This is a genomic window from Actinophytocola sp. (genome assembly GCF_036002505.1).
In the GTDB taxonomy this organism is placed as follows: domain Bacteria; phylum Actinomycetota; class Actinomycetes; order Mycobacteriales; family Pseudonocardiaceae; genus DASYTH01.
On record NZ_DASYTH010000365.1, the window covers coordinates 1 to 24177 of the forward strand.

A 24177-nucleotide genomic window follows, 5' to 3' on the forward strand; every position below is an offset into this window, starting at 1 on the left:
CACACGGCAGTTACGTCACGGTGACGGTGGCCGGCGGGCGAGGGCGCGCTCGATGAGGGCGGCGTAGATGTCGCCGAGGGAGCGGCCGGCGGCTTCGATGGCCATCGGCAGGAGCGAGGTCTCGGTGAGGCCGGGCGAGGAGTTGACCTCCAGGAAGTGGGCGGTCCCGTCCGCGGTGACGATGGCGTCGGTACGGGACACGTCGCGCAGGCCGAGCAGCCGGTGGGCGGACACGGCCAGCTCGGCGACCGCGGCGGCGGCCGGCTCGTCGAGGCGGGCGGGGGTGTGGAAGTCGGTGAGGCCGGCGGTGTAGCGGGAGGTGTAGTCGTAGACACCGCTTTCCGGCACGATCTCCACGGCGGGCAGGGCGAGCGGGCCGTGGCCGTCCTCGATCACGGTGACGGCCACCTCGACGCCCTCCACGAACCGCTCGGCCAGCACGGTGTTGCCGTAGGCCAGGCAGTCGACCATGGCCGCGGGCAGGCCGGACGCGTCGCGGACCACCTGCGCGCCCAGCGCCGACCCGCCCTGGTCCGGCTTGAGCATCATCGGCAGGCCCAGCCGGTCGACCATGGCCGCCAGCACCGCCTGCGCGCCGAGCTCGCGGAACGTGCTGTGCGGCAGCACCACCCAGTCCGGCGTGGCGAGCCCGGCCCGGGCCAGCTCGGCCTTCGCGGTGGGCTTGTCCCAGGCCCGCCGGCAGGCGTGTGAGTCGCTGCCCACGTACGGCACCCCGAGCAGCTCCAGCACGGTCTGGATGGAGCCGCCCTCCCCCTGGTCCCCGTGCAACGCGATCACCACGGCGTCCGGACGCTCGTCCCGCAACCGGGTCATCAGCGCCGCGTCGGCGTCCCACTCCTCCACTGCGACGCCCGCCGAGCGCAGCGCCGCGGCCAGCCGCCGCCCAGACCGCAGGGACACGTCGCGCTCGTGGGTGAGGCCCCCGGAGAGCACCGCTACAGAACGATCGGACACCCGTACTCCTCGCATGACCTCGCCGAAGTGTCAACTATCCACAGTGGACAAACAATCGGTCCGATCCGACCGTTCCCTGTGGATCCCACGATGTTCCTTACCAAGCAGGCATTTCACGCAGTGTCCGGAGTGGGCACCTGCGGGCCCGAACCGGCCCGCCGCGCCGCCGGACCGAACGTGTCGTACAGCTCGAGCTCCTCGGCCAGCACCGTGGCCAGGCGCCGGACGCCCTCCCGGATCCGCTCCGGCGTCGGGTAGCAGAACGAGAGCCGCATCTGCCGGCGGCCGAGCCCGTCGGCGTAGAAGCCGGTCCCGGACACGTAGGCCACCCGGGCGGTGACCGCCCGCGGCAGCATCGCCTTCGTGTCCACCCCCTCCGGCACGGTCATCCACACGAAGAATCCGCCGTCCGGCCGGGTCCACGTGCACCCGGCCGGCATGTGCTGCTCCAGCGCCGAGATCATCGCGTCCCGCCGGTCCCGGTAGGTCTGCTGGAACGACTTGATCTGCCCCTGCCAGTCGTGCGTGCCGAGGTAGCGGGACACGATCAGCTGGTTGAGCGTCGGCGGGCAGAGCGTCGCGGACTCGGCCGCGAGCACCAGCTTCTCGCGCACCGCGTGCGGCGCCAGCACCCACCCGACCCGCAGTCCCGCGGCGAACGTCTTGGAGAACGACCCGAGGTACACCACGTTGTCCGCGTCCATCGAGCGCAGCGCCGGGTACGTCTGGCCGTCGAAGCCGAGCAGTCCGTACGGGTTGTCCTCGACCACCAGCACCCCGTGCCGGGCGCAGATGTCCAGGATCTCCGCGCGCCGGCGCACCGCCAGCGTGATCCCCGCCGGGTTGTGGAAGTTCGGGATCGTGTACAGGAACTTGACCCGCTTGCCGGCCGACGCCATCGCCGCGAGCGCGGCCCGCAGCGCCTCCGGCGCCAGGCCCTCCTCGTCCATCCCCACGTGCACCACGCTCGCCTGGTAGGCCGCGAACGTGCCGAGCGCGCCCACGTAGGACGGACCCTCGGCGAGCACCACGTCGCCGGGATCGCAGAAGATCCTGGTCACCATGTCCAGCGCCATCTGAGAGCCGACCGTGACCACGAGGTCGTCCGGGTGCCCGGACACCCCCTCCAGGGCCATCACGTCACAGATCTGCTCCCGCAGCTCCGGCAGGCCGTGCGCCGAGCCGTACTGCAGCGCGACCAGGCCGTCCCGGCTGATCACGCCGGCCAGCTCCGCGGCGATCGAGTCCAGCGGCAGCGCGGTCAGGTTCGGCATGCCGCCGGCAAGGGACACCACCTCGGGCCGGCTGGCGACCGCGAACAGCGCCCGGACCTCGGAGGCGGTCATGCCTACCGCCCGTGCCGCATAGCGGTGCAGATGCGGATCCAGGCTGCGCGCGCCCAGCCTTTCGGGTGACTGTCCCGGTGTCGTCATGCCGGCTCCGTGGCGAAGATGCTGAAAATCCGTCCGAGTGTAACTGGATGGAGTAGCCGCCCCCGGGGAGTTCCGGTCGAGGCCACCGCGGCCTATCCTGTCGTGGGTATGCGTGCGCGTCTCCTGCTTCTGGCGCGCAGTCGAGTGGCACGCGAGGGACGTGGACGGCAGTCGGGGAGGTCAGGTGTCGCGACGCGTCGTGGGCGTCACGCTGGACAACCTCGAGGATCTCCCCAAGCACTGCCGGTCGTGCGTCTACTGGGAGCTCGCCCCGCACCTGCGGGACCAAGCCGAGGAGTACGGCACCACGGAGCTCGAGAAGGAGGCCTGGGTCTCCAGCGTCATGCTCGAATGGGGCTCCTGCGGCCGGATCGTCTACAGCGACAAGCTTCCGGTCGGGTTCGTGCTCTACGCCCCGCCCAACGCGGTCCCGCGCGCCGCGGCGTTCCCCACCTCCCCGGTCAGCCCGGACGCGGTCGTGCTCACCGGCTTCCACGTGCTCCCCGAGTTCCGCGGCGGCGGGCTCGGCCGGATGCTCGTCCAGGCAGTGGCCAAGGACCTCACCCGCCGCGGCGTGAAGGCGATCGAGGCGTTCGGCGACGCCAAGCCGGACGACACCGAGAAGAGCTGCGTGGTGCCCGCCGACTTCCTGCTCAGCGTCGGCTTCAAGACCGTCCGCCCGCACGCCCGGTGGCCCCGGCTGCGGCTGGAGCTGCGCACCGCCCTGTCCTGGAAAGAGGACGTGGAGGCGGCACTCGCGCAGCTGCTCGGCACGGTGACGGTAAGCACCGCCTCCCCCGCCCTGCACTGACCCGCCTCACAGTCCCGCCACTCCGGATTTAACTGCTGTCGTTGCGTTCCCGGGGAACGCTGCGGTTGTCGGGTTGATTGTGGCTGGGTGCCGTCACGGTCCCCTGAGGTTCCGTTGGCCTGGGCGAAGTGCTGTCACCGCTTGGTGATGATCCGTCAGTACGCGCTAGACGGTTTCGCGGGCCAGGACGTCGGCGAAGGTGAACGTGCCGGTCGGCTGGTCGCCCTCGCCGAGCAGGTAGAGGCGCTTGACGGCGACCAGGATCCCCTCGGCGACGACGTCCCGGAACGCCGGATCCGCAAGCCGGGCGAGATCCTCGGGGTTGGACAGGTAGCCGATCTCCACCCGGACCGCCGGACACCGGGTCAGGCGCAGGCTGTCCCAGGTCTTGGGGTGGGTACGGCAGTCCAGCAGCCCGGTGCGGACGGCCAGCTCACGCTGGATGAACCCGGCCAGGGTCTCCCCGAGCGTCGAGGTGGTGCCGTGCACCGTGCCGAAGTGGAAGCTTGCCACGCCCTGGGCCAGCGGCGAGCTGTTGGCGTCGCAGTGCAGCGACAGGAACAGGTCCGCGCCCTCGTCGTTGGCGAAGTGGGCGCGCTCGCCCTCGTCCGGGCAGGTGTCCTCGGCGCGGGAGAGCAGCGCCTCCATGCCGGTGGCCATCATCCGGCCTTCCAGCCGGCGGGCCAGGTCCCACATCAGGTCGGCCTCGCGCACGTCACCGACCGTCACCCCGGGGTCGGCGCCGCCGTGGCCCGGATCCAGCACGATCCGCTTGCCGCGCAGCCGCGGGCCGGCGCGGCGGACCCGCTCCTGCTCGCGGAGCAGCACCGGACGGCCACCCCGGGTCCGCGGGGAGAGCTGGCGCAGGGCGTGCACGGTCTCGGCGCCGCAGATGCCGTCCACGGTGATGCCCCAGTCCCGCTGGAAGCTCCGCAGCGCATGCTCGGTCTGCGCGCCGAACACGCCGTTGGGCCGGCCGGCGTCGTAACCCAGCTCCAGCAGCTTTACCTGCAGCTGCAACACGTCGTCGCCACTGACCGGGGCGGACACCAGGAACGCCAGCGGCCGGGCGCCCAGCTGGTAGGTGGCGTCGCGCAGGGCCCGGTACGTGGTCGGCCCGACGATGCCGTCGGTGATCAGGCCACGCTGCTGCTGGAACGAGCGCACGGCATGCTCGACCGCCTCGTCGAACTCCTCACCCGGGCCGTGCCCGTTCACCGGTGGTAGCAGCCCCAAGGCGGCAAGAGTCGACCGGACCTCGGCAACGGCAGGACCCCCATCGCCGCGGCGCAGTACCCGCATGCAGCCTCGCTCCGGATCGGGCACCGACCTGGCGTCGGCGCGGTTACGTGGGCCCTATTCTGCCCTGCCGTTCCGAGCGGGGCTCGCAGGGTCACATGGTGCGTCTGGGCGGTGACCCAGCACACATGTGCCGGACCCGCCCATCAAAGAGACGCACGACCCGTACCCGGGGGTTGCCGGAATCAGCCGAGGTAGTCGGCGAGATCCTGGAGCAGCGCGGCCTTCGGCTTGGCGCCGACGATCTGCTTCACCGGCTCGCCGCCCTTGAACAGGATCATGGTCGGGATGGACATCACCTGGTAGTCCCGGGCGGTGCCCGGGTTCTCGTCGATGTCGAGCTTGGCGATGGTGATCTCGTCCGGGTGCTCGGCGGCGATCTCCTCCAGCACCGGCGCGACCATCCGGCACGGGCCGCACCATTCCGCCCAGAAGTCGACGAGCACGAGCTTGTCGCTGCTCAGCACGTCGGCGGCGAAGGTCTTGTCGGTCACGATCACGGTGTTGGCGCCCATCAGTTCTCTCCTCGTGGGTGGGTGATGTGGTCGGGTAACGGTTACCCGTTCGTCGGGGCGTAGCCGCCACCGACCAGCTCAGGGGCCTGCTGCGCGTGCGACTCGCCGTGCTCGGCGAGCCAGCGCTCGGCGTCGATCGATGCGGCGCAGCCCGATCCGGCGGCGGTCACCGCCTGACGGTATGTGTGGTCCACCAGGTCGCCGGCCGCGAACACGCCATCGAGGTTGGTGTAGCTCGCTCCGCCCCGGTCGGGGTACGTGCTCACGTAGCCGTCGGCGTCGGTGTCCACCTGGCCGCGCACCAGGTCACTGCGCGGGTCGTGGCCGATCGCCACGAACATTCCGGTGGCCGCGAGCTCGGACTCCTCGCCGGTCTCGGTGTCCTGGATCTTCACTCCGGTGACGCCGGCGTCGCCGAGCACCTCGGTGACCACAGCGTTCAGCCGCCAGCGGATCTTGTCGTTGGCCCGCGCCCGGTCCAGCATGATCCGGGAGGCCCGGAACTCCTCGCGCCGGTGCACGATGGTCACCGTCCGCGCGAACTTGGTGAGGAAGGTGGCCTCCTCCATCGCCGAGTCGCCGCCGCCGATGACCAGGATGTCCTGGTCGCGGAAGAAGAACCCGTCGCAGGTGGCGCACGCGGACACGCCGTGGCCGAGCAGCCGCTGCTCCCCCGGCACGTCGAGGTAGCGGGCGGCGGCACCCATGGCCAGCAGCACGGCCTTCGCCGCGTACCGCTCGGTGCCGACCGTCACGTACTTGACCGGCCCGGTCAGCTCGACCGCCTCGACGTCCTGGCTGCGCAGGTCGGCGCCGAACCGCTCGGCCTGGGCGCGGAACTGCTCCATCAGTTCGGGGCCCATGACGCTGTCGCGGAAGCCCGGGTAGTTCTCCACCTCGGTTGTGGTCATCAGGGCGCCGCCGTACTGCGTACCCTCGAACACCAGCGGGTCGAGCTGGGCGCGCGCGGCGTACACCGCGGCGGTGTAGCCGGCCGGTCCGGAACCCACGATGATCAGGTTGCGGATCCCGTTGGTCTCCTGCGACATCTGCCCTCCGTGTCACTGCGCGAGCTGCACCGGTGTCAACACGATCGTATGTGTCGGTTGTTCCGATCCCGCGCGTGACAGGGCGCACCCAGCACGATGGAAGAGTCAGGACGGGAGCAGGGTGTTCACCATCCGGCCGGGGTTGCCCGGCCCGCAGGTGGGCTCCACGATCAGCACCCGGAACTGGCCGAGCCGGCCGGTGGTGAGCAGCGCGAAAACGCCCCGCTTGCCGTCCAGCATGACCTGCCGGACGCCGAGGGTCTGCACCGAGCTCGGGTCGATGCCGTTGGCCTCGAGGCACTTGTCCAGGCCCTGCTGGTCCTTGAGCGGGCCGTAGTCGCGCTGACTGTTGACGCCGCCGATGGCTGCGGACAGGTTGCCGCTGTCGACCGGCAAGGGCGGATTGGCGCTGTTGCTGCCCGGGATGGCCGCGACCGGGTTGCCGGAGGTGCCCTGCCCGGGAAGCACCGCGACGGTCACCGCGATGGCGGCGGCCGCGGCGGTCAGCAGGCCGACCCCCCAGGCCGTCCGGCGGTTGCGCCGCCGGCGGGCCTCCGCCAGGTCGACCACCGGGGCCGCACCCGGCGGTGTGGGTGGAGGGGCGGTGGCCGTGCGGTACAGCTCGGTCCGCAGCGCCGCGTCGAACCGGGCGGCGAGGTGGGCGGGCATGGGCGCGGCGGGGGCGGCGCCGAGCTGGCCGAGCTCGACCTTCACGGTGTCCAGGGCCTCGATCACGGCGCGGGCCTCGGGGTCGGCGTTCACCCGGGGCCAGAGCTGGGCGGAGAGCGCGGAGTCGAGGGCGCCGGCGTGCAGGTCGGCCAGCACGTCGACAGACCACGGCGGCCCGACCGGACCGCTCCGGCTCTCCTCGGTCATTGCCCCTCCCAGTGACGCCGCGCCGTCGCGCCTCGCCCATCAACAGCGTCACCTGGGACGTTCGCATCTGCATCGGGGTTCCGCAGATGGCCCAGAACTTTGGCAAGCTTCGCCCGGCCGCGGGCACACCGGCTCTTCACCGTGCCCTCGGCGATGCCCAGCAGCTGCGCGGTCTCCGCCACCGAGTAGCCCTCCACGTCCACCAGCAGAATCGGCACCCGCTGATCGTCGGAGAGCTCGTTCAGCGCGCGCTGCACCACCAGCCGCGTCTCCCGCTCGGACATGGCGTCCCGGGGGGTGACCGGCTCACCCGGCCCGGTGTCCGGCAGCGGCACGGTGGGCCGGGCCTGCCGCCGGCGCACCCGGTCCAGGCAGGCGTTCACCACGATCCGGTGCAACCACGTGGTGACCTGCGACTCCGCCCGGAACGAGCCGGCCGCGCGGAACGCCGAGATGAACGCCTCCTGCAGCGCGTCGGCGGCCTCCTCCGGATCCCGCAGGGTGCGCAGCGCCACCGCCCACATCCGGTCCCGGTGGCGGCGCACCAGCTCGCCGAACGCCCGCGGATCACCCGCGGCGTGCGCCGCGATCAGGGCGGCATCCGAACTCGCGGCGGCGGTCACGGACTGAATATATCGACCACCGCCGAGTACAGGCGGGTTGGCGCACCCACAGATCCGAGCGGGCCGGTGGTGTCTGGACCGACGAGCAGCGCAGGTCGCGAGCGCCAGCGAGTGGCCGAGCAGCGCAGGAGGGAAGACACCACGTCAAGGCCCGCTCATGCGAGCGGAGTGAGCCCGAATATCACTGCGCGCGGACGAAGCCGACCTCGGCGACCTCAGAGATGTTGCCCTCGCCGAGCTGGCTGATCCAGATGATCAGGAATTGGGTGGGTTCGGCGTTGTCCAGCTTGATCTCGGTGCGGCCGGCGGTGAGCGTGGCCTTTCCGATCACCTTGGTGTCCTCGAGGGCCGGCTTGTCCGACGGGGCGCTGCGGATCTCCACCTGGGTGCCGGCGCTGGGCGAGTCGATGGTGACCGTGGCGAACCGGAGCGGCTCGGCGAACGAGGCGATCAGGCCGATGCCCGGCTTGAGCACCGGGAACTGCTGCTTGTACTTGGCCGTGCGCCAGACCGTCTTCTGGTTGCCGTCGGCGGCGTTGTTGGCCCGCTTCGCGTTGTCGGCGTCGCCCTTGATGTTGTAGACGCTGACCGCGGCCGGCTGGATCGGCCCGGCCGGCTGCGGGGGCGCGGCGTTGGGCGGGGCGCCCGGGCTGGACGGCCGGGTGGCCTGCACGGTGGGGCCGCTGGCCACCGAGGTGTCGTCGCTGAAGAAGCCGATCAGCAGGGTGCCCAGCCAGATCAGCACGCCGATGGTGGCCACGCCGAGCACGCTCACGCCGATGACCAGCTTGCGGGTGCGGGTCCGGTCGCGCGCCGGCGGGCGGGTGGTCCAGACCGTGCTGCCCTCGTCCCCGCCGTCGGCGCCGGGCCCGGCGGGGCGGAGGAGCTCCGTGGGCTCCTCGGTGTCCGCGACCCGGGCCAGCACCTCGATCAGGGTGGCCGCGGTGCGGATGCCGCCCACCGAGGTGTCCTCGAGGCTGCGCACGGCTGCCATGGACAGCTCTTCGGGGATCTGCAGCCGCAGCATGCTCGGTGGGACCACCATCCCGTTCGGCCCGATCGCGGCGTGCGGGAGGACCTCGGAGCCGCCGGGCAGCGGCCAGCTGCCGGTGAGCATCAGGTAGAGGATCGCGCCGAGACCGCGGATGTCGTCGCGCAGCGTGGCGTCGGGCAGCGGGCCGGGGAACGCCAGGCGCAGGCTGCCCTCCGGGGTGACCCGGATCCGCTGCGGGTGGTCCACGCCGAGCACCAGGCCGGCGTGGTGGGCCACCTCCACCGCCGAGGCCAGCGGCTCGAGCAGGCGGGCGGCGGTGCCGGGCGGCAGCGGCCGGTCGGTGACCAGGTCGATCAGGTCGGTGCCCTGCGACCAGTCCGCGACCACCATGCCCAGCAGGCCTTCGTTCGGCGCGATCCCGTTGCCCAGGCTGAGCACGTCGAGCACGCGGGCCATGCCCGGGTGGCCGATCCGCGCGGCGTGCGCGGCCCGCTCGATGGTGCGGCGGGCCGCCTGGGCCGCCGGCGCGTTTCCGGCGTCACCCACCAGCATGGTCAGCGCCACGTCGCGGCGCAGCTGCCCGTCCCGGGCCCGCCAGAGCTGGGCGGAGATCCGCTCGTCCACGCCGAACTGGGCGAGCAGCCGGTACCGGCCGTCTCCTACGACCGCGCCGGGCACCAGTGACTCATCGGTAGCCGGCGCCACCGGCTGGCCTTCGCCGCCCGGGAACTCGGTCCGTCTGGTCGTCACCGCACTCTCCGCGTCTTGCGTTGCTCACGAGACTACGTGAACAAGGGGTGGTCCGCCCGTGTGCTAGGTACGACGGACCAGCCGGGTCAACCGGTTCAACACCGCATCGGTTTCCCGCACCCGGAGCAGGCTCATCAAGCCGAACGTGACCACCCCGCCGCCCAGCGCGCCGACGATCAGCGACAGCCACGCGGCGGCCGCCGAGTCGGGCCCGAGACCGGACCGGAGCAGCAGCGTGCCCGCCATCGCCGTGCCCGCCCCCCAGGTCGCCGCCACCAGCGTCTTGATCAGCGTGCGCAGCACCTGGCGGGTGCCCAGCCGGCCGAGCCGGTGGCGCAGCCAGAGGTCGCCGACGATGACGCCGACCACGAACGTGAACGAGTTGACGAACGTCAGGCCGTAGACCACGGTGCGCGGCTCGAGCACGTGCGGGCACAGGTAGGACAGCGGCACCTTGATCGCGGTCATGATCAGCATGATCAGCGTCGGGGTGCGCGAGTCCTTCATCGCGTAGAACACCCGCAGCTGCAGCATGACGATCGCGTACGGCAGCACGCCGAACGCCGACGAGGTGATGGCCAGGCCCAGCCGGGTGGCGTCGGCGCCGGCGTTGCCGATGGAGAACAGCGCCGTGCCGATCTGCGGGCCGAGCACGGTCATCAGCGCGCACAGCGGCGCCAGGAACACGATGGACAGGCGGCTGCCCAGGGCCAGGTCGTCGATCACGGCCGGGAAGTTGCGGTCCGCGGCGGCCGCGCTCATCCGCGGCATGATCACGGTGAGCAGCGAGACGCCGATGACGCCGTACGGGAACTGCAGCAGCAGCCAGGTGTTGGCGTAGATCGCGGCTCCGCCGTTGGCACCCGAGGTGGCCGCGTTGGTCACCGCGGAGAGGCCGAGCTGGCCGAGCAGCGTGTAGGCCACCACCCAGGCGGCGAGCCCACCGAACTCGGCGAGCCGCCGGTCCCAGCCCCAGCGCCAGCGGAAGGTGAACCCGGTCCGGCGCAGCGCCGGCACCAGCAGCAGCAGCTGGGAGGCGATGCCGAGCGGAAAGCCGAGGCCGAGCACCAGCAGCTTGGGCTGGCCCATCCGCACCGGGTCCAGCGTGATCTGCCCGGGCAGCACGGCGTACAACAGGATCACCACGAACATGACCAGGTTGTTGAGCACCGGCGCCCAGCCGGTCGCCGAGAACCGCTGCCGCGCGTTGAGCACCGCCATGAGCATCGCGCTCATCCCGAGGAACACGATCGCGGGCAGCATCAGGTAGCTGAACGCGGTGGTGAGCCTCGGGTTCGAGGCGGATTCGTTGGTGTAGGCCGCGGTGAGCAGCGGCGCGGCGGCGACGGCGAGCACCGTGCCGGTGCAGAGCACCACGAAGCCGACGGTGAGCAGCCGCTGCGTGTAGGCCTCGCCGCGGTCGGCGTCCTCCTTCTGCGCCCGGACCAGCAGCGGCACCACGACGCTGGTCAGCACGCCGCCCAGGAGCAGCTCGTTGATGATCGTCGGGAAGTTCGACGCCACCGTGAACGAGTCGTTGACCAGGCTGAACCCGACCACCCAGGCCAGCACGACCTTCCAGGCGAACCCGGTGATCCGGCTGGTCAGCGTGGCGACCGCGAGCCCGCCGCTGGCCCGGGCCAGCGACGGTGAGCCGGGTGTGCGGATGCGGCGGGTCACGGCCTGTGATTGTGCAACGCCGCGCGTGCTCACCGTCAGCTCGCACCGCCCTCAGCCGGTGGTGGGGCCACCCGTGCGGCCCGGACCCGGCGGAAGATGCGCAGCCCGGCCAGCAGGAACAGCGCGGCCGCCGCGGTGCCGGTGATGATCAGGGTGACCGAGCCGTGGGCGGTGGAGGTGAGCTCGAGCCGGGTGGTCGAGCCGAGCGACGTACCGCCGGGGGTGGACAGCGACACGTCCACGGTGAACCGGCCGGAGCGGATCACCTCCGCCGGCAGGTAGCGGTTGATCGCTCCGCGGGCCGGGATGATCACATCCGGGATGGCCCCGGGGCGCAGTCCCGGCGTGTCCGCCAGCCGGACCCGGGCGATCACCGTCACCGGAAGCGTGTTGCTGATCAGCACCGGGATCGGGCTGTTGCCCGAGGCCAGGGTCAGCGGCCGGCCCGGGTTGGTCACGTTGACCTGCGCCCGGAGCGCGTCGAGCTGGGCGGCGACCTCGCCGATCGCCCTGGTGGCCTGGTCCCCGTGTCCGCGCCAGGCCGTCGACGTGCCGCGCAGCAACCCGAACTCCAGCGGGCTGACCAGTGCGCTCGGCTCAACCTGGATCGTGTCGTCCGGCACCATGGCGCGGACCAGGTCGCGCTCCGCGTTGTACACCCGGACCGCGTCCGCGGTGGCCGTGGAGGTGATCTCGGCCGCACCGTCCTGCGCGTCGTAGTCCAGCCCGGCGGCCGTCCCGCTCGGCACCGCCGCGACCCTGTCGGTGAGCGGCTCCGCCTGTGCCAGGCGAGCGGCCAGCAGCTGCTGCACGGCCTGCAGGTACACGTCGAGCTCGGCGGCCGGTGCGGCCCACCGGCGGGGCGGCGCGACCAGGATGGACCGGCCGCCGGACGGTGCCGCACCGGCGAACGCGGTCTTGAACGCCAGCGTCGCCACGCCGTTCTGCACCGACACCCGACGCTCCTCGTCCGAGCCGATCAGGCTGGACCGCTGCGCGTCGTCGAGCCCGCCGGAGACCAGCGTGTCGATCGCGAGCGCGCGGATGGGGCGGGCCGCGGACGCGCCGCCGAGCGTGTACGGCGCCTCGCCCTGCCGGTTGTGCAGGTGCGCCGGGTCGGCGATGACCGTGGTCGGCGCGGTGCCGGCGAGGTCGAGCAGCGTGCGCTGGTCGAGCGTGCCGCCGGCCGGCCAGAGCACCACCCCGGACAGCGGTGCCGGCTTGAGCAGGTCGGGCACGGCGGTGCCGCTGGTCAGCGCCAGCTTCTCCAGGTCGACCGCGCTGGCCCGGGACAGCGCCACCAGGTCGGCGTCGGCGTACGGCACGCTGATCACGCACCGGCCGGTGGTCAGCTCCTGCAGCGCGGTGAGCCAGGTCTTCGCCGTGCCGGCGCCCGTGCCGTCCACCAGGTGCCCGGCCGGGTCCCGGAACCGGTAGCCGGTGGTGGCCATCTGCTGCACGGTCTCCAGCAGGTCCGGGTCGACGGCGAGGCAGATCGCGTCGAGCAGCGCCGGGTCGGTGGTGGCCACCTGCGCCACGGCATGGACCAGGCCGTAGAGCCGGCCAGCGGGGGCGAGCGAGGTGGCCAGCCCGTCGTCGGTGAGCACCGGCCGGGGGTCCGGCGAGGGCAGCCGCCGCGGGTAGTCGTCGATCAGCGGCCAGAGCAGGGTGAGCCGGGCCGGGTCGGGCGGCACCGGGGTGTTGCCGCCATCCGGCACGGACAGCGCCGGCACCGGCAGGTAGGCCGTGGCGAGCCGGGCCATGCTGCCGAAATCGGGCTGGCCGTTCACGTTGACCAGCAGTGGGTAGACGCCGGGGGTGTCGATGCGCAGCGACGTCTCGGTGCCGCGCACCGGGACGGTCAGCGTGACCGGCGCGCTCTCGCCGGGGTCGAGCTTGGCGGCCACGGCGACGAACGGGGACCGGGCCGGGTCGACGAAGCGGCCGGCGAGGTCGTGCAGCTTCTGCTCGGTGTTCAGCACCTCACCGCGCTGCAGCTGCACCTTGACGTCGTTGATCCGCCGGTCGCCGGTGTTGGTCACCTTGCCGGTGACGCTGACCGTCGGGGTTGTCGCCGTGATCACCCGGGGACTCAGCGACTCGACGTCCAGGCGCATCCGGTTCCGCTGGTCCGGCACCGGCTGCGCGCCCGCCAGCGGTAGGGCGACCAGCGCCAGCATGACCGTGGCGATGATCACCGCTGAAATACGGCTCATGCCGTGTCCTCCTGCCCGGACAGGAGCTCCCGGGCCTTGCGTACGAGGCGGCGTTCGTCGGCGTAGGCGAGACGCGCGTCCAACTCGTCCAACGCCACCCAGGCGACCTCGGTGACCTCGATGTCGGCGTCGGAGAGCTCACCCGCGGTCGCCTGCATCAGGAAATGGTGCACCGTCTTGTGGATCCGGCGGTTGTCCGCGACGAACCAGTAGTCGATGGTGCCGAGCGGGCGCAGGACCTCGCTGGAGATGCCGGTCTCCTCGGCCACCTCGCGCACCGCGGTCTGCTCGGGTGTCTCGCCCTCCTCGATGTGCCCCTTCGGCAGCGACCAGAGCAGCCGGCCGCGCCGGTCCAGGCGGCCGATCAGGGCGACATTCGCCTGGTCGGCGTCGAGCACCACGCCCCCGGCCGAGGTCTCGTCGACCGCGGCGACCCGGCGGCCACGCCGCCGGCTCCGGCGCCCGGAGCGGGTGCCGCGAGATCGGCCGGACGAGGTGGGCATGTCCGCGATCGTAGTGTGACCACGCGGTCGGGGGCCGTCGCCGGAGGTGCCGGGGTAAACCGGGCGACTCGCCGGATACGCTCGATTCTTGTGTCGACGTCCTTGTCCCCGTCCATGGTCGAGCAGTTGAGGATCTCCCCGGTCGCCGGTGAGCTGGCCGGCCGGTTCGCCGCGGCCGGTCACCGGCTGTACCTGGTGGGCGGGAGCGTGCGGGACGCGCTGCTCGGCCGGCTGGGCAACGACCTGGACTTCACCACCGACGCCCGGCCCGAGCAGGTCCAGCCGATTCTGGCGCGGTGGACGGACGCCGTCTGGGACATCGGGATCGCGTTCGGCACGATCGGGGCGAGCAAGGATGGCGTGACCGTCGAGGTCACCACGTTCCGGGCGGATTTCTACGACCGGGTGAGCCGCAACCCCGAGGTGCGCTTCGGCGACTCCATTGTGGATGACCTGATGCGGCGCGACTTCACGGTCAACGCGATGGCCATCGACTTGTCGACAAAGCAATTCATCGATCCGCACGGCGGCCTGAAGGCCCTGGCCGAGCGGGTTCTGGACACCCCGGCGGCGCCCGAGGAGTCCTTCGCCGACGACCCGCTGCGGCTCATGCGCGCCGCCCGGTTCGTCAGCCAGCTCGGCTTCCGGCCGGCCCCGCGGGTGGTCGCCGCGATGACCGCGATGAGTGAGCAGATCACCCGCATCACCCCCGAACGGGTGCAGGCGGAGCTCTCCAAGCTGCTCTGCGGCACCCGGCCGGGGGCGGGCGTCGAGCTCATGGTCGGCACCGGGCTCGCCGACCACGTGCTGCCCGAGGTGCCGGCCATGCGGCTGGAGATCGACGAGCACCATCAGCACAAGGACGTCTACCAGCACTCGCTGGTCGTGCTGGACCAGGCCATCGCGCTGGAGGAGCCGGGCAGCGAGCCGGACCTGGTGCTGCGGCTGGCCGCGCTGCTGCACGACATCGGCAAGCCGGACACCCGCCGGCACATCCCGGACGGCGGGGTGAGCTTCCATCACCACGAGGTGGTCGGCGCCAAGATGGCCCGGCGCCGGCTGCGCGCGCTGCGGTACTCGAAGGAGATCATCGACGACGTGTCCACGCTGGTGTACCTGCACCTGCGGTTCCACGGTTACGGCCGGGGCGAGTGGACCGACTCGGCGGTGCGCCGCTACGTCACCGACGCCGGGCCGCTGCTGTCCCGGCTGCACAAGCTGGTCCGCGCCGACTGCACCACCCGCAACCGGCGCAAGGCGTTGGCCCTGCAGCGCACCTACGACGAGCTCGAGGAGCGGATCGGCCGGATCGCCGCCGAGGAGGACCTCGCCCGGGTGCGGCCGGACCTGGACGGCAACGAGATCATGCGGCTGCTCGGCATCCCGCCGGGGCCGCTGGTCGGTCAGGCCTGGAAGCACCTCAAGGAGCTCCGGCTGGACCGCGGCCCGCTGGAGCACGACGACGCCGTGGCCGAGCTGATGAGCTGGGCGGCCGAGCGCGGGATCACGCCACCTGCCGCCGGCTGACCAGCCCGAAGCCGGCGACGCCGAGCAGGTACAGCACGGTCGCCACCATGATCAGCCCGGTGGACCGGCCGTCCGGCGGCACCACGGTCGCGGCCAGCGCCACGGCGATCACCTGGGTGAGGTTGAACATGGTGTCGTAGAGCGCGAACACCCGGCCGCGGGTCTCGTCGCCGATGTCCCGCTGGCACGCGGCGTCCACGCAGAGCTTGACCACCTGACCGGCGTAGATGATCACAAAGGTGGCCAGCACGGCCGCCGGCAGCGTCATCGACAGGCCGAAGCCGAGCTCCGCGAGCATCGCCAGCAACAGTGCCGAGCAGATCGAGCGGCGCCGGCCGAACCGACCCACCAGCCGGGCGGTGGTGATGCCGGCCAGCAGGATGCCGATCCCGCCGGCGAGCAGGATCTCACCCAGACCCGCCATGCCGGCCTTGAGCGGGCCGGCGTCGGTGAAGCTGTAGCGCATCAGCAGCACCGTGATCAGCAACGAGATGCTGACCGAGGCCCGGTGCGCGATCAGCGCCACGAACCCCGCGGACACGCTCGGCGCGCGCAGTGCCGCCCGACCGCCGTCGAACAGCCCCCGGGCGATGGCCAGCAGCGCCTCGGGTGGCTCGTCCACCTCGTCCGGACCGAGCGCCCCCCGGACGAACCGGACCGTGATCGCCGCGGCCAGCAGCGAGCCGACCATGGCCACGCTCGTGGTGAGCCCGGAGCCGGCGTCGCCCTCGCCGAACACCGCACGCAGGCCGACCGCGCAGACCGCGCCGAGCACGGCGGTGATCGCGCCCAGCGTCGCGGCCAGGGCGTTCGCCTCGATCAGGTTGCGTACCGGAACCACGTGCGGCAGCGCGGCGGACAGGCCCGCCAGCAGGAACCGGCTGATGCCGACCGTGACGAGGGCGAGCACCAGGAGCACGTCGTTGCCGACCCCCGCGATGACGGCGACGGCGGTGACCAGCACCAGCAGCGCGCGGAGCAGGTTGGCCATGACCAGCACGCGCCGGCGGTCCCAGCGGTCCAGCAGGGCGCCGGCGAACGGTCCGACGAGCGAGTACGGCAGCAGCAGCACGGCGAACCCGCCGGCGATGGCCAGCGGGGAGGCCTGGCGCTCCGGGTTGAACACCACGGCACCGGCGAGCCCGGCCTGGAAGAGGCCGTCGCCCCACTGCGCGGCGAACCGGCTCAGCAGCAGCCGGCGGAAACCCGCCATGCCCAGCAGCCGGCGGGGTCCGATCCGATCATGATGGTGGCCGCGGTCATCCACATGCAGTGCGGAAACCGGCACCGCAGGAGTTGATGGCGCGTCGGCCGGAGTACTCACGGGGCTCCAGCCTACGGGGCGCCCCGTGAGGCTGGGATGACCTGTTTGGCCAACAATCCCCCAAGAAATTCCAGAGGGGCAAAGCCCCGCTGGTCCAAGACCAACGCGCCCCAGCGCCGGGTCCGGAGGAGCAAGCACCGTGGGGGTCTGGGGGTCGCCCCCCCAGAACAAACCCGGACGATCCCCGCCTGCGCTCTCCGCAGGCAGGGATCACCCAGATCGTCCGGCGCCCGGTCGCCTCTCGGCGAAATGCGCGTCGCGGCTCCAGCTTGCCGGTATTCCGCGGCGGCGGTTCTTGGTTGGGCCCGGGGGACTCGATGGCGCCGACAGCCCGTCCAACGAGCGTGGGCTCCGGGTTGTTCCCGGCTGAGACCCGGATGGGATCATTCGCAGGTGCACCCCGACGCCGACGTTGAGCCGGGCACGCTGCTCGTCGCGGCACCCAGCTTGCTTGACACGAACTTCCGGCGAACGGTGGTGTTCATCATCGATCACCGGGGCGAGGGCACCCTGGGCGTCGTGCTGAACCGGCCGAGTGATGTGCCGGTGGACGATGTGCTGCCGAACTGGGGACCGCATGTGAGCCGGCCGGGCTCGGTGTACGTCGGCGGCCCGGTCGAACAGAAGACCGCGATCTGCCTGGCCGCCATGCGCACCGGCGAGGACATGGCCGCGGTGACCGGGCTGATCGGGGTGCGCGGCCCGGTGGCGCTGGTCGACCTGGACTCCGACCCGGAGGCGCTGGTGCCCAAGGTCCGCGGGCTGCGGGTGTTCGCCGGCTACGCGGGCTGGGACGTCGGCCAGCTCGCCGGCGAGATCGACCGCGGCGACTGGATCGTCGTGCCGGCGCTGCCCAATGACGTGCTCGCCCCGCCGGACGAAGATCTCTGGGGCCGGGTGCTGCGCCGGCAGGGCATGCCGCTGGCGTTGCTCGCCACGCACCCGGGAGACGTCCGGACCAACTGAACCCGTCCCGGCTCCGAACCCCTTGTGCGATGTGAACATAGGGGGTCGGGGATGGACGAACGTCGGCTCGAGAGTTTCGCCCGCGGGCTGCGGGATCTGCGCCGCCGGGTGGGCAGTCCCAGCTACCAGGTGATGGCTCGGGAGACCGGCTACTCCGCCGCCGACCTCGCGGCCGCGGCCGCCGGCAAGGCGCTGCCGCCGCTGACCGTCACCCTCGCCTACGTCAGCGCCTGCGGCGGGGACGCGGGCGCCTGGGCCGATCGCTGGCGGGACCTTGCCGGGGAGCGACCCGCGCCGCCGCTGCCGGAGGAGCCGGACGACCCGGTGCCCTTCCCCGAGCCGGCTCGGCTGCGCCAGCGGCGCCGGGTGCGGGTGGCGTTCGTGCTCGCCGGGCTGGTGGTCGCCCCGCTGGTGTGGACGGTGGTCGTGGCCAACACCCCGCAGGCGCCGCGGGAGACCTCCACGCCGTGGGTGCCGGCGGCCATGCCGTCGACGTCCCTGACCGAGCTCGCCCCGACGTCGCCGGTGACCACGCCCTCGAGCGCCGCGACCACGTCGACGACCGCGCGGGCGTCGACCCGGCCGGCGCCGCCGTTCACCCCGAGCACGCCGCCCACCGAGTTCAAGGCGGTCGCCGGGCCGGCGTGCCCGATGGACTTCACCAGGCAGGTGCACATCTCCAGCGCGCCCGGCGACGACGGCTGGCGGGAGGCCCGGGGCGGGACCTACACCGGCGACGACTGCGACAACCGGTACCTGTACTCCGCGCTGATCTACGACCCGTGGGCGGACAGCCATCCGGAGAACTACTTCCAGTGGCGGTTCAGCTTGAACGGGCCGGCCCCGCGGCGGTGCCTGGTCGAGGTGCACATCCCGGACTCGGCGAACGCGTCCGCGCCGGTCTGGTACGACGTGGCGGACCGGTTCGAGAACATCGAGGTCAACATCGCCCAGTTCATGATCGACCAGGCGGTCAGCCGCGGGAAGTGGGTGATCGGGGCGAGCATCACGGTCAACACCGCGCAGGTGCTGATCCAGATCGGGGGCAACGGGCAAGGCCTGCCGCCGGGCCGGAACTCGATCGCGGCCGCGCCGCTGCGGCTCACCTGCTCCCGGCGATGACCGGGCAGTTGCCGCACGCACAGCCGGCGCACCGGGGCGGCACGCCGGGCGCGGGCTCCGGCAGGGCGAGCGCGGCGCGGTGGCCGAGCGCGCCGGCGGCGACGGTGATGGCGAGCATGCCGGCGAGACCGAGGAGCACGCAGGCGACGAGGCCGGCGGTGCCGGGCATGAGCAGGCCGGCGAGCCCGGCCACGATCCCGACCAGTCCGCCGACCAGGGTGGGCAGGCCGGCGACCCGGTTGGCCAGCCGGAAGGTGTCGTCCCCGCGCAGCGTCGCGGCCGTGCGCACCCCGAGGAACCGGTTGCGCGGCAAGCGTTCCCGCAGTCCGAGCAGGCCGACGGCGGCGATCAGCAGCCCGGCGAGCACGGGCACGGCGGTGAGCAGGAGCACCCGTCGATGCTAAGCGTCTTGTGCGCGGGGGCTATCCTGAGGTCCATGAGCACGGCACGCCTGCTCCTTACCGGGCCGCGCTGACCGCGGAAAGTTGGTCGGCGCGGCAGCCCCTCACGCCCATCCGGCGGAGGGGTTTTGTTCTGTTCAGGAGCGGCTACAGGAGGAACCCCCGATGACTGAGGCTGAGGCCACCCCGGCGTTCCGGTACACCGCCACGCTGGCCGGCGGCATCGAGCGCCGCTGGCAGGACTACTGGGAGGAGCACGGCAGCTTCCACGCGCCGAACCCGGTCGGTCCGCTGGCCGGTCCGCTGCCCGCGGACAAGCTGTTCGTGCAGGACATGTTCCCGTACCCGTCCGGGGCGGGGCTGCACGTCGGGCATCCGCTGGGGTTCATCGGCACCGACGTGTTCGCCCGGTACCACCGGATGAGCGGGCGGAACGTCCTGCACACCATGGGTTTCGACGCGTTCGGGCTGCCGGCCGAGCAGTACGCGGTGCAGACCGGTCAGCATCCGCGCAAGACCACCGAGGAGAACATGGAGACCTACCTGCGGCAGATCCGCAGGCTGGGGCTGGGTCACGACGAGCGGCGGCGGATCGCCACCATCGACCCCGGGTACTACCGCTGGACACAGTGGATCTTCCTGCAGATCCACAACTCGTGGTACGACGCGCGGGCTGGGCGGGCGCGGCCGATCGTCGAGTTGGAGGCGGAGTACGCGCAGGGCAAGCGGTCCACACCGGACGGTCGAGGCTGGTGTGAGCTGACCGGCGCGGAGCAGCGCGAGATCATCGACGGGTACCGGCTGGCGTACCTGTCCGACGCGCCGGTGAACTGGGTGCCGGGGCTGGGCACCGTGGTGTCCAACGAGGAGGTCACCGCGGACGGCCGCAGCGAGCGCGGGAACTTCCCGGTGTTCCGGAAGAACCTGCGGCAGTGGATGATGCGGATCACCGCCTACGCCGACCGGCTGATCGACGACCTGGACCGGCTGAACTGGCCGGAGAAGGTCAAGGCCATGCAGCGTAACTGGATCGGGCGCTCGCACGGCGCGCGGATCTCGTTCCCGGTCGGCGGCAGCGCGATCGAGGTGTTCACCACGCGGCCGGACACCGTGTTCGGCGCGACGTACATGGTGCTGGCGCCGGAGCACCCACTGGTCGACGAGATCACGACCGGGACTTGGCCGTCTGATGTGGACAGCCGGTGGACGGCTGGCGCCGCCTCGCCGCGCGAGGCCGTGGCCGCCTACCGCCGTGCGGCGTCGATGAAGTCCGAGCTGGACCGTCAGGAGAACCGGGACAAGACCGGGGTGTTCACCGGCGTGTACGCGGTGAACCCGGTCAACGAAGCCGGGATCCCGGTGTTCATCGCGGACTACGTGCTGATGGGCTACGGCACCGGCGCGATCATGGCGGTGCCCGGGCAGGACCAGCGGGACTGGGACTTCGCCGAGGCGTTCGGCCTGCCCATCGTGCGCACCGTGGCGCCGGGCCCGGACTTCGACGGCAAGGCGTACACCGGCGAGGGCCCGGCGATCAACTCCGGGTTCCTGGACGGGCTGAACATCGACGACGCCAAGAAGGCGATCATCGCCTGGCTGGAGGAGCACGGCCACGGCCAGGGCACGATCCAGTACAAGCTGCGGGACTGGCTGTTCTCCCGGCAGCGCTACTGGGGCGAGCCGTTCCCGATCGTCTACGACGAGGAGGGCACGCCGATCGCGCTGCCCGAGCACCTGCTGCCGGTGGAGCTGCCGGAGGTGGAGGAGTACTCGCCGACCACCTACGACCCGGAGGACGCCGACACCGAGCCGTCGCCGCCGCTGTCCAAGGCCCGCGACTGGGTGGAGGTGGAGCTGGACCTGGGCAACGGGCGCCGGACCTACCGCCGCGACACCAACACGATGCCGAACTGGGCCGGCTCCTGCTGGTACCAGCTGCGCTACGTGGACCCGGTGAACGACGAGCGGTTCGTCGACCCGGAGAACGAGCGATACTGGCTGGGCCCGCGCCCGGAGATCCACGGCACGCAGGACCCGGGCGGCGTCGACCTGTACATCGGCGGCATCGAGCATGCCGTGCTGCACCTGCTGTACTCCCGGTTCTGGCAGAAGGTGCTGTTCGACCTGGGTTACCTGAGCGCGGACGAGCCGTACCGCCGGCTGTACAACCAGGGCTACATCCAGGCCTACGCCTACAAGGACGCCCGCGGCGTCTATGTACCCGCCGAGGAAGTGTCCGAAGTGGACGGTCGTTTCTACTATGACGGCCAGGAGGTCCGCCAGGAGTACGGCAAGATGGGCAAGAGCCTGAAGAACGTGGTGACGCCGGACGAGATGTGCGAGCGGTACGGCGCGGACACGTTCCGGCTGTACGAGATGTCCATGGGTCCGATGGACCAGTCGCGGCCGTGGGCGACCAAGGATGTCGTCGGCGCGCACCGGTTCCTGCAGCGGCTGTGGCGCAACGTCGTCGACGAGCAGACCGGCGCGCTGCGGGTGTCCGAGGACGCGCTGGACGAGCCGACGCTGCGCGCGCTGCACCGCACCGTCGCCGGCGTGCACGAGGACTACGCCGAGATGCGGTACAACACCGCCGGGGCGAAGCTGATCGAGCTGAACAACCACGTCACCAAGCACTTCCCGGATGGCGCGCCGCGCGCGGTGGTGGAGCCGATGGTGCTGATGCTGGCGCCGATGTGCCCGCACGTCGCCGAGGAGCTGTGGGCCCGGCTGGGGAACACCGGGTCCCTGGTGCGCGGCCCGTTCCCGGTGGCCGACGAGCGCTACCTGGTGGACGACACCAGGGAGTACCCGATCCAGGTCAACGGCAAGGTCCGCTCCCGCGTCGTGGTTCCGGTCTCCGCCTCCGACGAGGAGCTGACCGCCGCCGCGCTGGCCGACGAGAAGATCGCCGCCCTGATCGACGGCGGTCAGCCTCGCCGGGTGATCGTGGTGCGGGACAAGCTGGTCAACGTAGTGCTGTGAGTGCGGCCACCAGCTGGTCCAGGGTGGTCAGCCTGCCCAGCGGTGGTCGGACCCAGGTGAGCTCGCCGCCGGGCACCCGGGTGGGCGGCAACTCGATACGCGCGGCCGTGGTGAGGTGGTGCGCGCCGGCCGTGGTGAGGGTGGCTCGCCAGGTCCGGAGGACGTGTGCTCGAGGGTGGACGAGGAACCGCCAGATGGCTGGGTCGCCGGGAACGGTGATCACTTGCGGTGGGTGGCCGGTCTCGTTGCGCAGGGCGGAGAGTACGGCAGATCCGTGGGGCGCGGAGATGTCGACGGCGTCGAAGGCCTGACCGGCCAGGGCCCAGACAGCGAACCCATCCGCGACGCACGGCCAGCCGAAGCGCTCCAGATAGCGCTGGGCCGCGTCCTCGCAGTCGGTGCGCTCCATGGCTGAACGTTAGATCCTGAAGTTTAGGAAATGTACTCGCACAATCGGGTGATGTGACTTCCGTGCATGTGGGTCTTGCCGGATGGTTGGGGCATGAGCACACGGAACTCGCCGACGGTGCGGCGGCGCCGGCTGGCGCTGGAGCTGCGCCGGCTGCGCGACGAAGCCGGTATCAAGGCGGCCGACGTGGCGAGGGAGCTGGGCTGCTCGCCCGGGAAGATCAGCCAGCTGGAGAACGGGCACGTGACCGTCACGGTGCCGGACGCCAAGGCGATGCTGGAGCTCTACGGCGTCACCGGGAACCGGTGGGACGCCCTGGTGGAGCTGGCCCGCTCGGCGCGGGAGCGCGGCTGGTGGGAGCCGTACGCCGGCGCGATGCACCCGTGGTTCCGGTCGTACGTCGGGCTGGAGACCGAGGCGTCCATGGTGCTGGCCTACCGGTCCGATCTAGTGCCCGGGTTGCTGCGGACCGAGGACTACGTGCGTGCGGTGCTCGCCGCGCGGCCCGAGCCGGCGCCGGCGGAGCAGGTGATCGCCCTGGTCGGGCTGTACCGGGAAAGGCAGGCGAACCTCGACGCGGGCACGTGGCGGTTCGTGCTCGACGAGAGCGTGCTGCGGCGCCGGGTCGGCTCCGCGGAGGTCATGCGGGAGCAGTTGAACCGGTTGCTGGTGGCTGGGAAGCGGGAGAACGTCGCGCTCCAGGTGCTGCCGTTCGCGGCCGGCGCGACGTGCGGTTCGTTCACCGTGCTGGAGTTCGCGCAGGACCCGGCCGTGGTGTATCTCGAGCACCTGACCGGGGCTGAGTACGTCGAGGACGAGGACGCGGTACGCCGCTACCGCGCGGCGTTCGAGGCGCTGACGTCACGCGCGCTGTCCAGGACCCGGTCCGCCGCGCTGATCCGGGACGCCGCGAGGGAGCTGTGATGCCACGACAACTCCTCGTGCTGCTGCTGGCGCTGGCCGCGTGCGGCACACCGGAGGCCCCGACCGCGGGCGGCCGGGTGACCCCTTCGCTCGGGACGAGCCCGCCGCGCGCGGTCGCCTCGCCGGGGCCACGCGCGACCGCCAACCCGCGGGCATATCTCGAGTTCAAACCGTGCGAGCTGATCTCCGCGGATGAGGCCGAGTCGTTCGGGCTCACCTTCCCGGGCACGCCGCAGAAAAGGGCCCTCGATTTCGGGTGCGCCTGGACGGGCACGGAGTTCGCCACGACCGTCACCATGGGCGCGACCCCGCTCGCGGCGTTCGAGGAGACCGCGCCGGCCAAGAGGAAGATCACCATTGCCGGCCGCCGGGCTGCGCTGGTGCGCTACGGCGGCGATGAGTACCCCGGCCTCTGCGATGTCACCCTCGATGTGACCCGCATCGCCGTGCTGGACGTCCTGCTCGTCCGCTACGACCACAACGAGGGCGCCGCCTGCCTGGAGGCCATCAAGCTGGCCACCCTGCTGCATCCCCGGCTGCCCGGCGCCTGACCGGCCTGGGTGGGCTTGCCGAACCACCCGCGGGCTGCCCGTTCGGCCACTACACTGCCCTGGGTAGATGCTCGACTACCGAGGGGTGACCATGCCGGACGGTGATCCTGCCCAGCACGCCACCGACGAGATGGCCGACTGGCTGGACCGGAACCGCCCGGCTCCGGACGCGTCCGGCCCGCTCGGCGCCTTCGGCCGGATCGGCCTCACCGCCGCCAACCTCATCGACGCCGCCGGCGCCGGC

At 71.9% G+C, this 24177-nt stretch carries 21 protein-coding genes; 7 read left to right on the top strand and 14 right to left on the bottom strand.

Annotation, left to right across the window (positions count from 1 at the left end):
- Positions 1 to 15: 15 nt before the first annotated feature.
- Both VGR06_RS31855 and VGR06_RS31860 read right to left on the bottom strand, forming a co-directional pair.
- On the bottom strand, positions 16 to 975 hold the full coding sequence (locus VGR06_RS31855) for a D-alanine--D-alanine ligase (protein WP_327562880.1): 960 nt from the start codon (positions 973 to 975) through the stop codon (positions 16 to 18).
- A 113-nt stretch (positions 976 to 1088) separates the two neighbouring features.
- Positions 1089 to 2408, bottom strand: coding sequence for a PLP-dependent aminotransferase family protein (locus tag VGR06_RS31860; protein ID WP_327562881.1), 1320 nt, complete (start codon positions 2406 to 2408; stop codon positions 1089 to 1091).
- A 184-nt stretch (positions 2409 to 2592) separates the two neighbouring features.
- On the opposite strand from VGR06_RS31860, the gene VGR06_RS31865 reads away from it, so the two are divergent.
- Positions 2593 to 3219 (top strand): GNAT family N-acetyltransferase, encoded by a 627-nt coding sequence (locus VGR06_RS31865; protein WP_327562882.1) that lies wholly within the window; start codon positions 2593 to 2595, stop codon positions 3217 to 3219.
- A gap of 165 nt (positions 3220 to 3384) precedes the next feature.
- On the opposite strand, the gene VGR06_RS31870 is transcribed toward VGR06_RS31865, so the two are convergent.
- From VGR06_RS31870 to VGR06_RS31910, 9 genes are all read right to left on the bottom strand, one after another.
- The gene (locus VGR06_RS31870; RefSeq protein ID WP_327562883.1) at positions 3385 to 4521 is read right to left on the bottom strand and encodes an N-acetylmuramoyl-L-alanine amidase; all 1137 of its coding nucleotides are present in this window, start codon (positions 4519 to 4521) and stop codon (positions 3385 to 3387) included.
- 182 nt (positions 4522 to 4703) lie between these two features.
- Positions 4704 to 5033: a thioredoxin gene (trxA, locus tag VGR06_RS31875; RefSeq protein ID WP_327562884.1), complete on the bottom strand. Its 330-nt coding sequence runs from the start codon at positions 5031 to 5033 to the stop codon at positions 4704 to 4706.
- Positions 5034 to 5074: 41 nt separating this feature from the next.
- Entirely contained in the window at positions 5075 to 6082 is a 1008-nt protein-coding gene (gene trxB / locus VGR06_RS31880) for a thioredoxin-disulfide reductase (protein WP_327562885.1), read from the bottom strand.
- A 105-nt stretch (positions 6083 to 6187) separates the two neighbouring features.
- Complete coding sequence (locus tag VGR06_RS31885) at positions 6188 to 6958, bottom strand: hypothetical protein (protein ID WP_327562886.1); 771 nt, start codon at positions 6956 to 6958, stop codon at positions 6188 to 6190.
- Positions 6955 to 7581, bottom strand: coding sequence for an RNA polymerase sigma factor SigM (sigM, locus tag VGR06_RS31890; RefSeq protein ID WP_327562887.1), 627 nt, complete (start codon positions 7579 to 7581; stop codon positions 6955 to 6957). Before sigM ends, VGR06_RS31885 begins: the two co-directional genes overlap by 4 nt.
- A 181-nt stretch (positions 7582 to 7762) precedes the next feature.
- Positions 7763 to 9325 (bottom strand): protein kinase family protein, encoded by a 1563-nt coding sequence (locus VGR06_RS31895; protein ID WP_327562888.1) that lies wholly within the window; start codon positions 9323 to 9325, stop codon positions 7763 to 7765.
- A gap of 63 nt (positions 9326 to 9388) precedes the next feature.
- On the bottom strand, positions 9389 to 11005 hold the full coding sequence (gene murJ, locus VGR06_RS31900; RefSeq protein ID WP_327562889.1) for a murein biosynthesis integral membrane protein MurJ: 1617 nt from the start codon (positions 11003 to 11005) through the stop codon (positions 9389 to 9391).
- A 35-nt stretch (positions 11006 to 11040) separates the two neighbouring features.
- On the bottom strand, positions 11041 to 13221 hold the full coding sequence (locus tag VGR06_RS31905) for a DUF6049 family protein (RefSeq protein ID WP_327562890.1): 2181 nt from the start codon (positions 13219 to 13221) through the stop codon (positions 11041 to 11043).
- Entirely contained in the window at positions 13218 to 13724 is a 507-nt protein-coding gene (locus VGR06_RS31910; protein WP_327562891.1) for an NUDIX hydrolase, read from the bottom strand. Before VGR06_RS31910 ends, VGR06_RS31905 begins: the two co-directional genes overlap by 4 nt.
- 114 nt (positions 13725 to 13838) lie before the next feature.
- On the opposite strand from VGR06_RS31910, the gene VGR06_RS31915 reads away from it, so the two are divergent.
- The gene (locus VGR06_RS31915) at positions 13839 to 15251 is read left to right on the top strand and encodes a CCA tRNA nucleotidyltransferase (RefSeq protein ID WP_327562899.1); all 1413 of its coding nucleotides are present in this window, start codon (positions 13839 to 13841) and stop codon (positions 15249 to 15251) included.
- Here VGR06_RS31915 and VGR06_RS31920 read toward each other — a convergent pair.
- Positions 15229 to 16464, bottom strand: a complete 1236-nt coding sequence (locus VGR06_RS31920; protein WP_327562900.1) for an MFS transporter — start codon at positions 16462 to 16464, stop codon at positions 15229 to 15231. The two genes, VGR06_RS31915 and VGR06_RS31920, sit on opposite strands and share 23 nt — an antisense overlap.
- Positions 16465 to 16968: 504 nt before the next feature.
- Here VGR06_RS31920 and VGR06_RS31925 point away from each other — a divergent pair.
- The gene (locus VGR06_RS31925; RefSeq protein WP_327562892.1) at positions 16969 to 17541 is read left to right on the top strand and encodes a YqgE/AlgH family protein; all 573 of its coding nucleotides are present in this window, start codon (positions 16969 to 16971) and stop codon (positions 17539 to 17541) included.
- A gap of 51 nt (positions 17542 to 17592) precedes the next feature.
- Positions 17593 to 18663: a hypothetical protein gene (locus VGR06_RS31930; protein WP_327562893.1), complete on the top strand. Its 1071-nt coding sequence runs from the start codon at positions 17593 to 17595 to the stop codon at positions 18661 to 18663.
- Here the strand turns inward: VGR06_RS31930 and VGR06_RS31935 are convergent.
- Positions 18644 to 19054 (bottom strand): SdpI family protein, encoded by a 411-nt coding sequence (locus tag VGR06_RS31935; RefSeq protein ID WP_327562894.1) that lies wholly within the window; start codon positions 19052 to 19054, stop codon positions 18644 to 18646. The genes VGR06_RS31930 and VGR06_RS31935 overlap by 20 nt on opposite strands.
- A gap of 175 nt (positions 19055 to 19229) precedes the next feature.
- Between VGR06_RS31935 and leuS the strand changes: the two genes are divergently transcribed.
- Entirely contained in the window at positions 19230 to 22049 is a 2820-nt protein-coding gene (gene leuS, locus VGR06_RS31940) for a leucine--tRNA ligase (protein ID WP_327562895.1), read from the top strand.
- Here the strand turns inward: leuS and VGR06_RS31945 are convergent.
- Positions 22033 to 22458, bottom strand: coding sequence for a hypothetical protein (locus tag VGR06_RS31945; RefSeq protein WP_327562896.1), 426 nt, complete (start codon positions 22456 to 22458; stop codon positions 22033 to 22035). The two genes, leuS and VGR06_RS31945, sit on opposite strands and share 17 nt — an antisense overlap.
- 93 nt (positions 22459 to 22551) lie before the next feature.
- Between VGR06_RS31945 and VGR06_RS31950 the strand changes: the two genes are divergently transcribed.
- Positions 22552 to 23382 carry a helix-turn-helix transcriptional regulator gene (locus VGR06_RS31950; RefSeq protein WP_327562897.1) on the top strand — a complete coding sequence of 277 codons (831 nt, stop codon included), beginning with the start codon at positions 22552 to 22554 and terminating at the stop codon, positions 23380 to 23382.
- A complete protein-coding gene (locus tag VGR06_RS31955; protein ID WP_327562898.1) occupies positions 23382 to 23933 on the top strand; it encodes a DUF3558 family protein in 552 nt (183 codons plus the stop codon). Before VGR06_RS31950 ends, VGR06_RS31955 begins: the two co-directional genes overlap by 1 nt.
- The last annotated feature ends 244 nt before the right edge of the window (positions 23934 to 24177 follow it).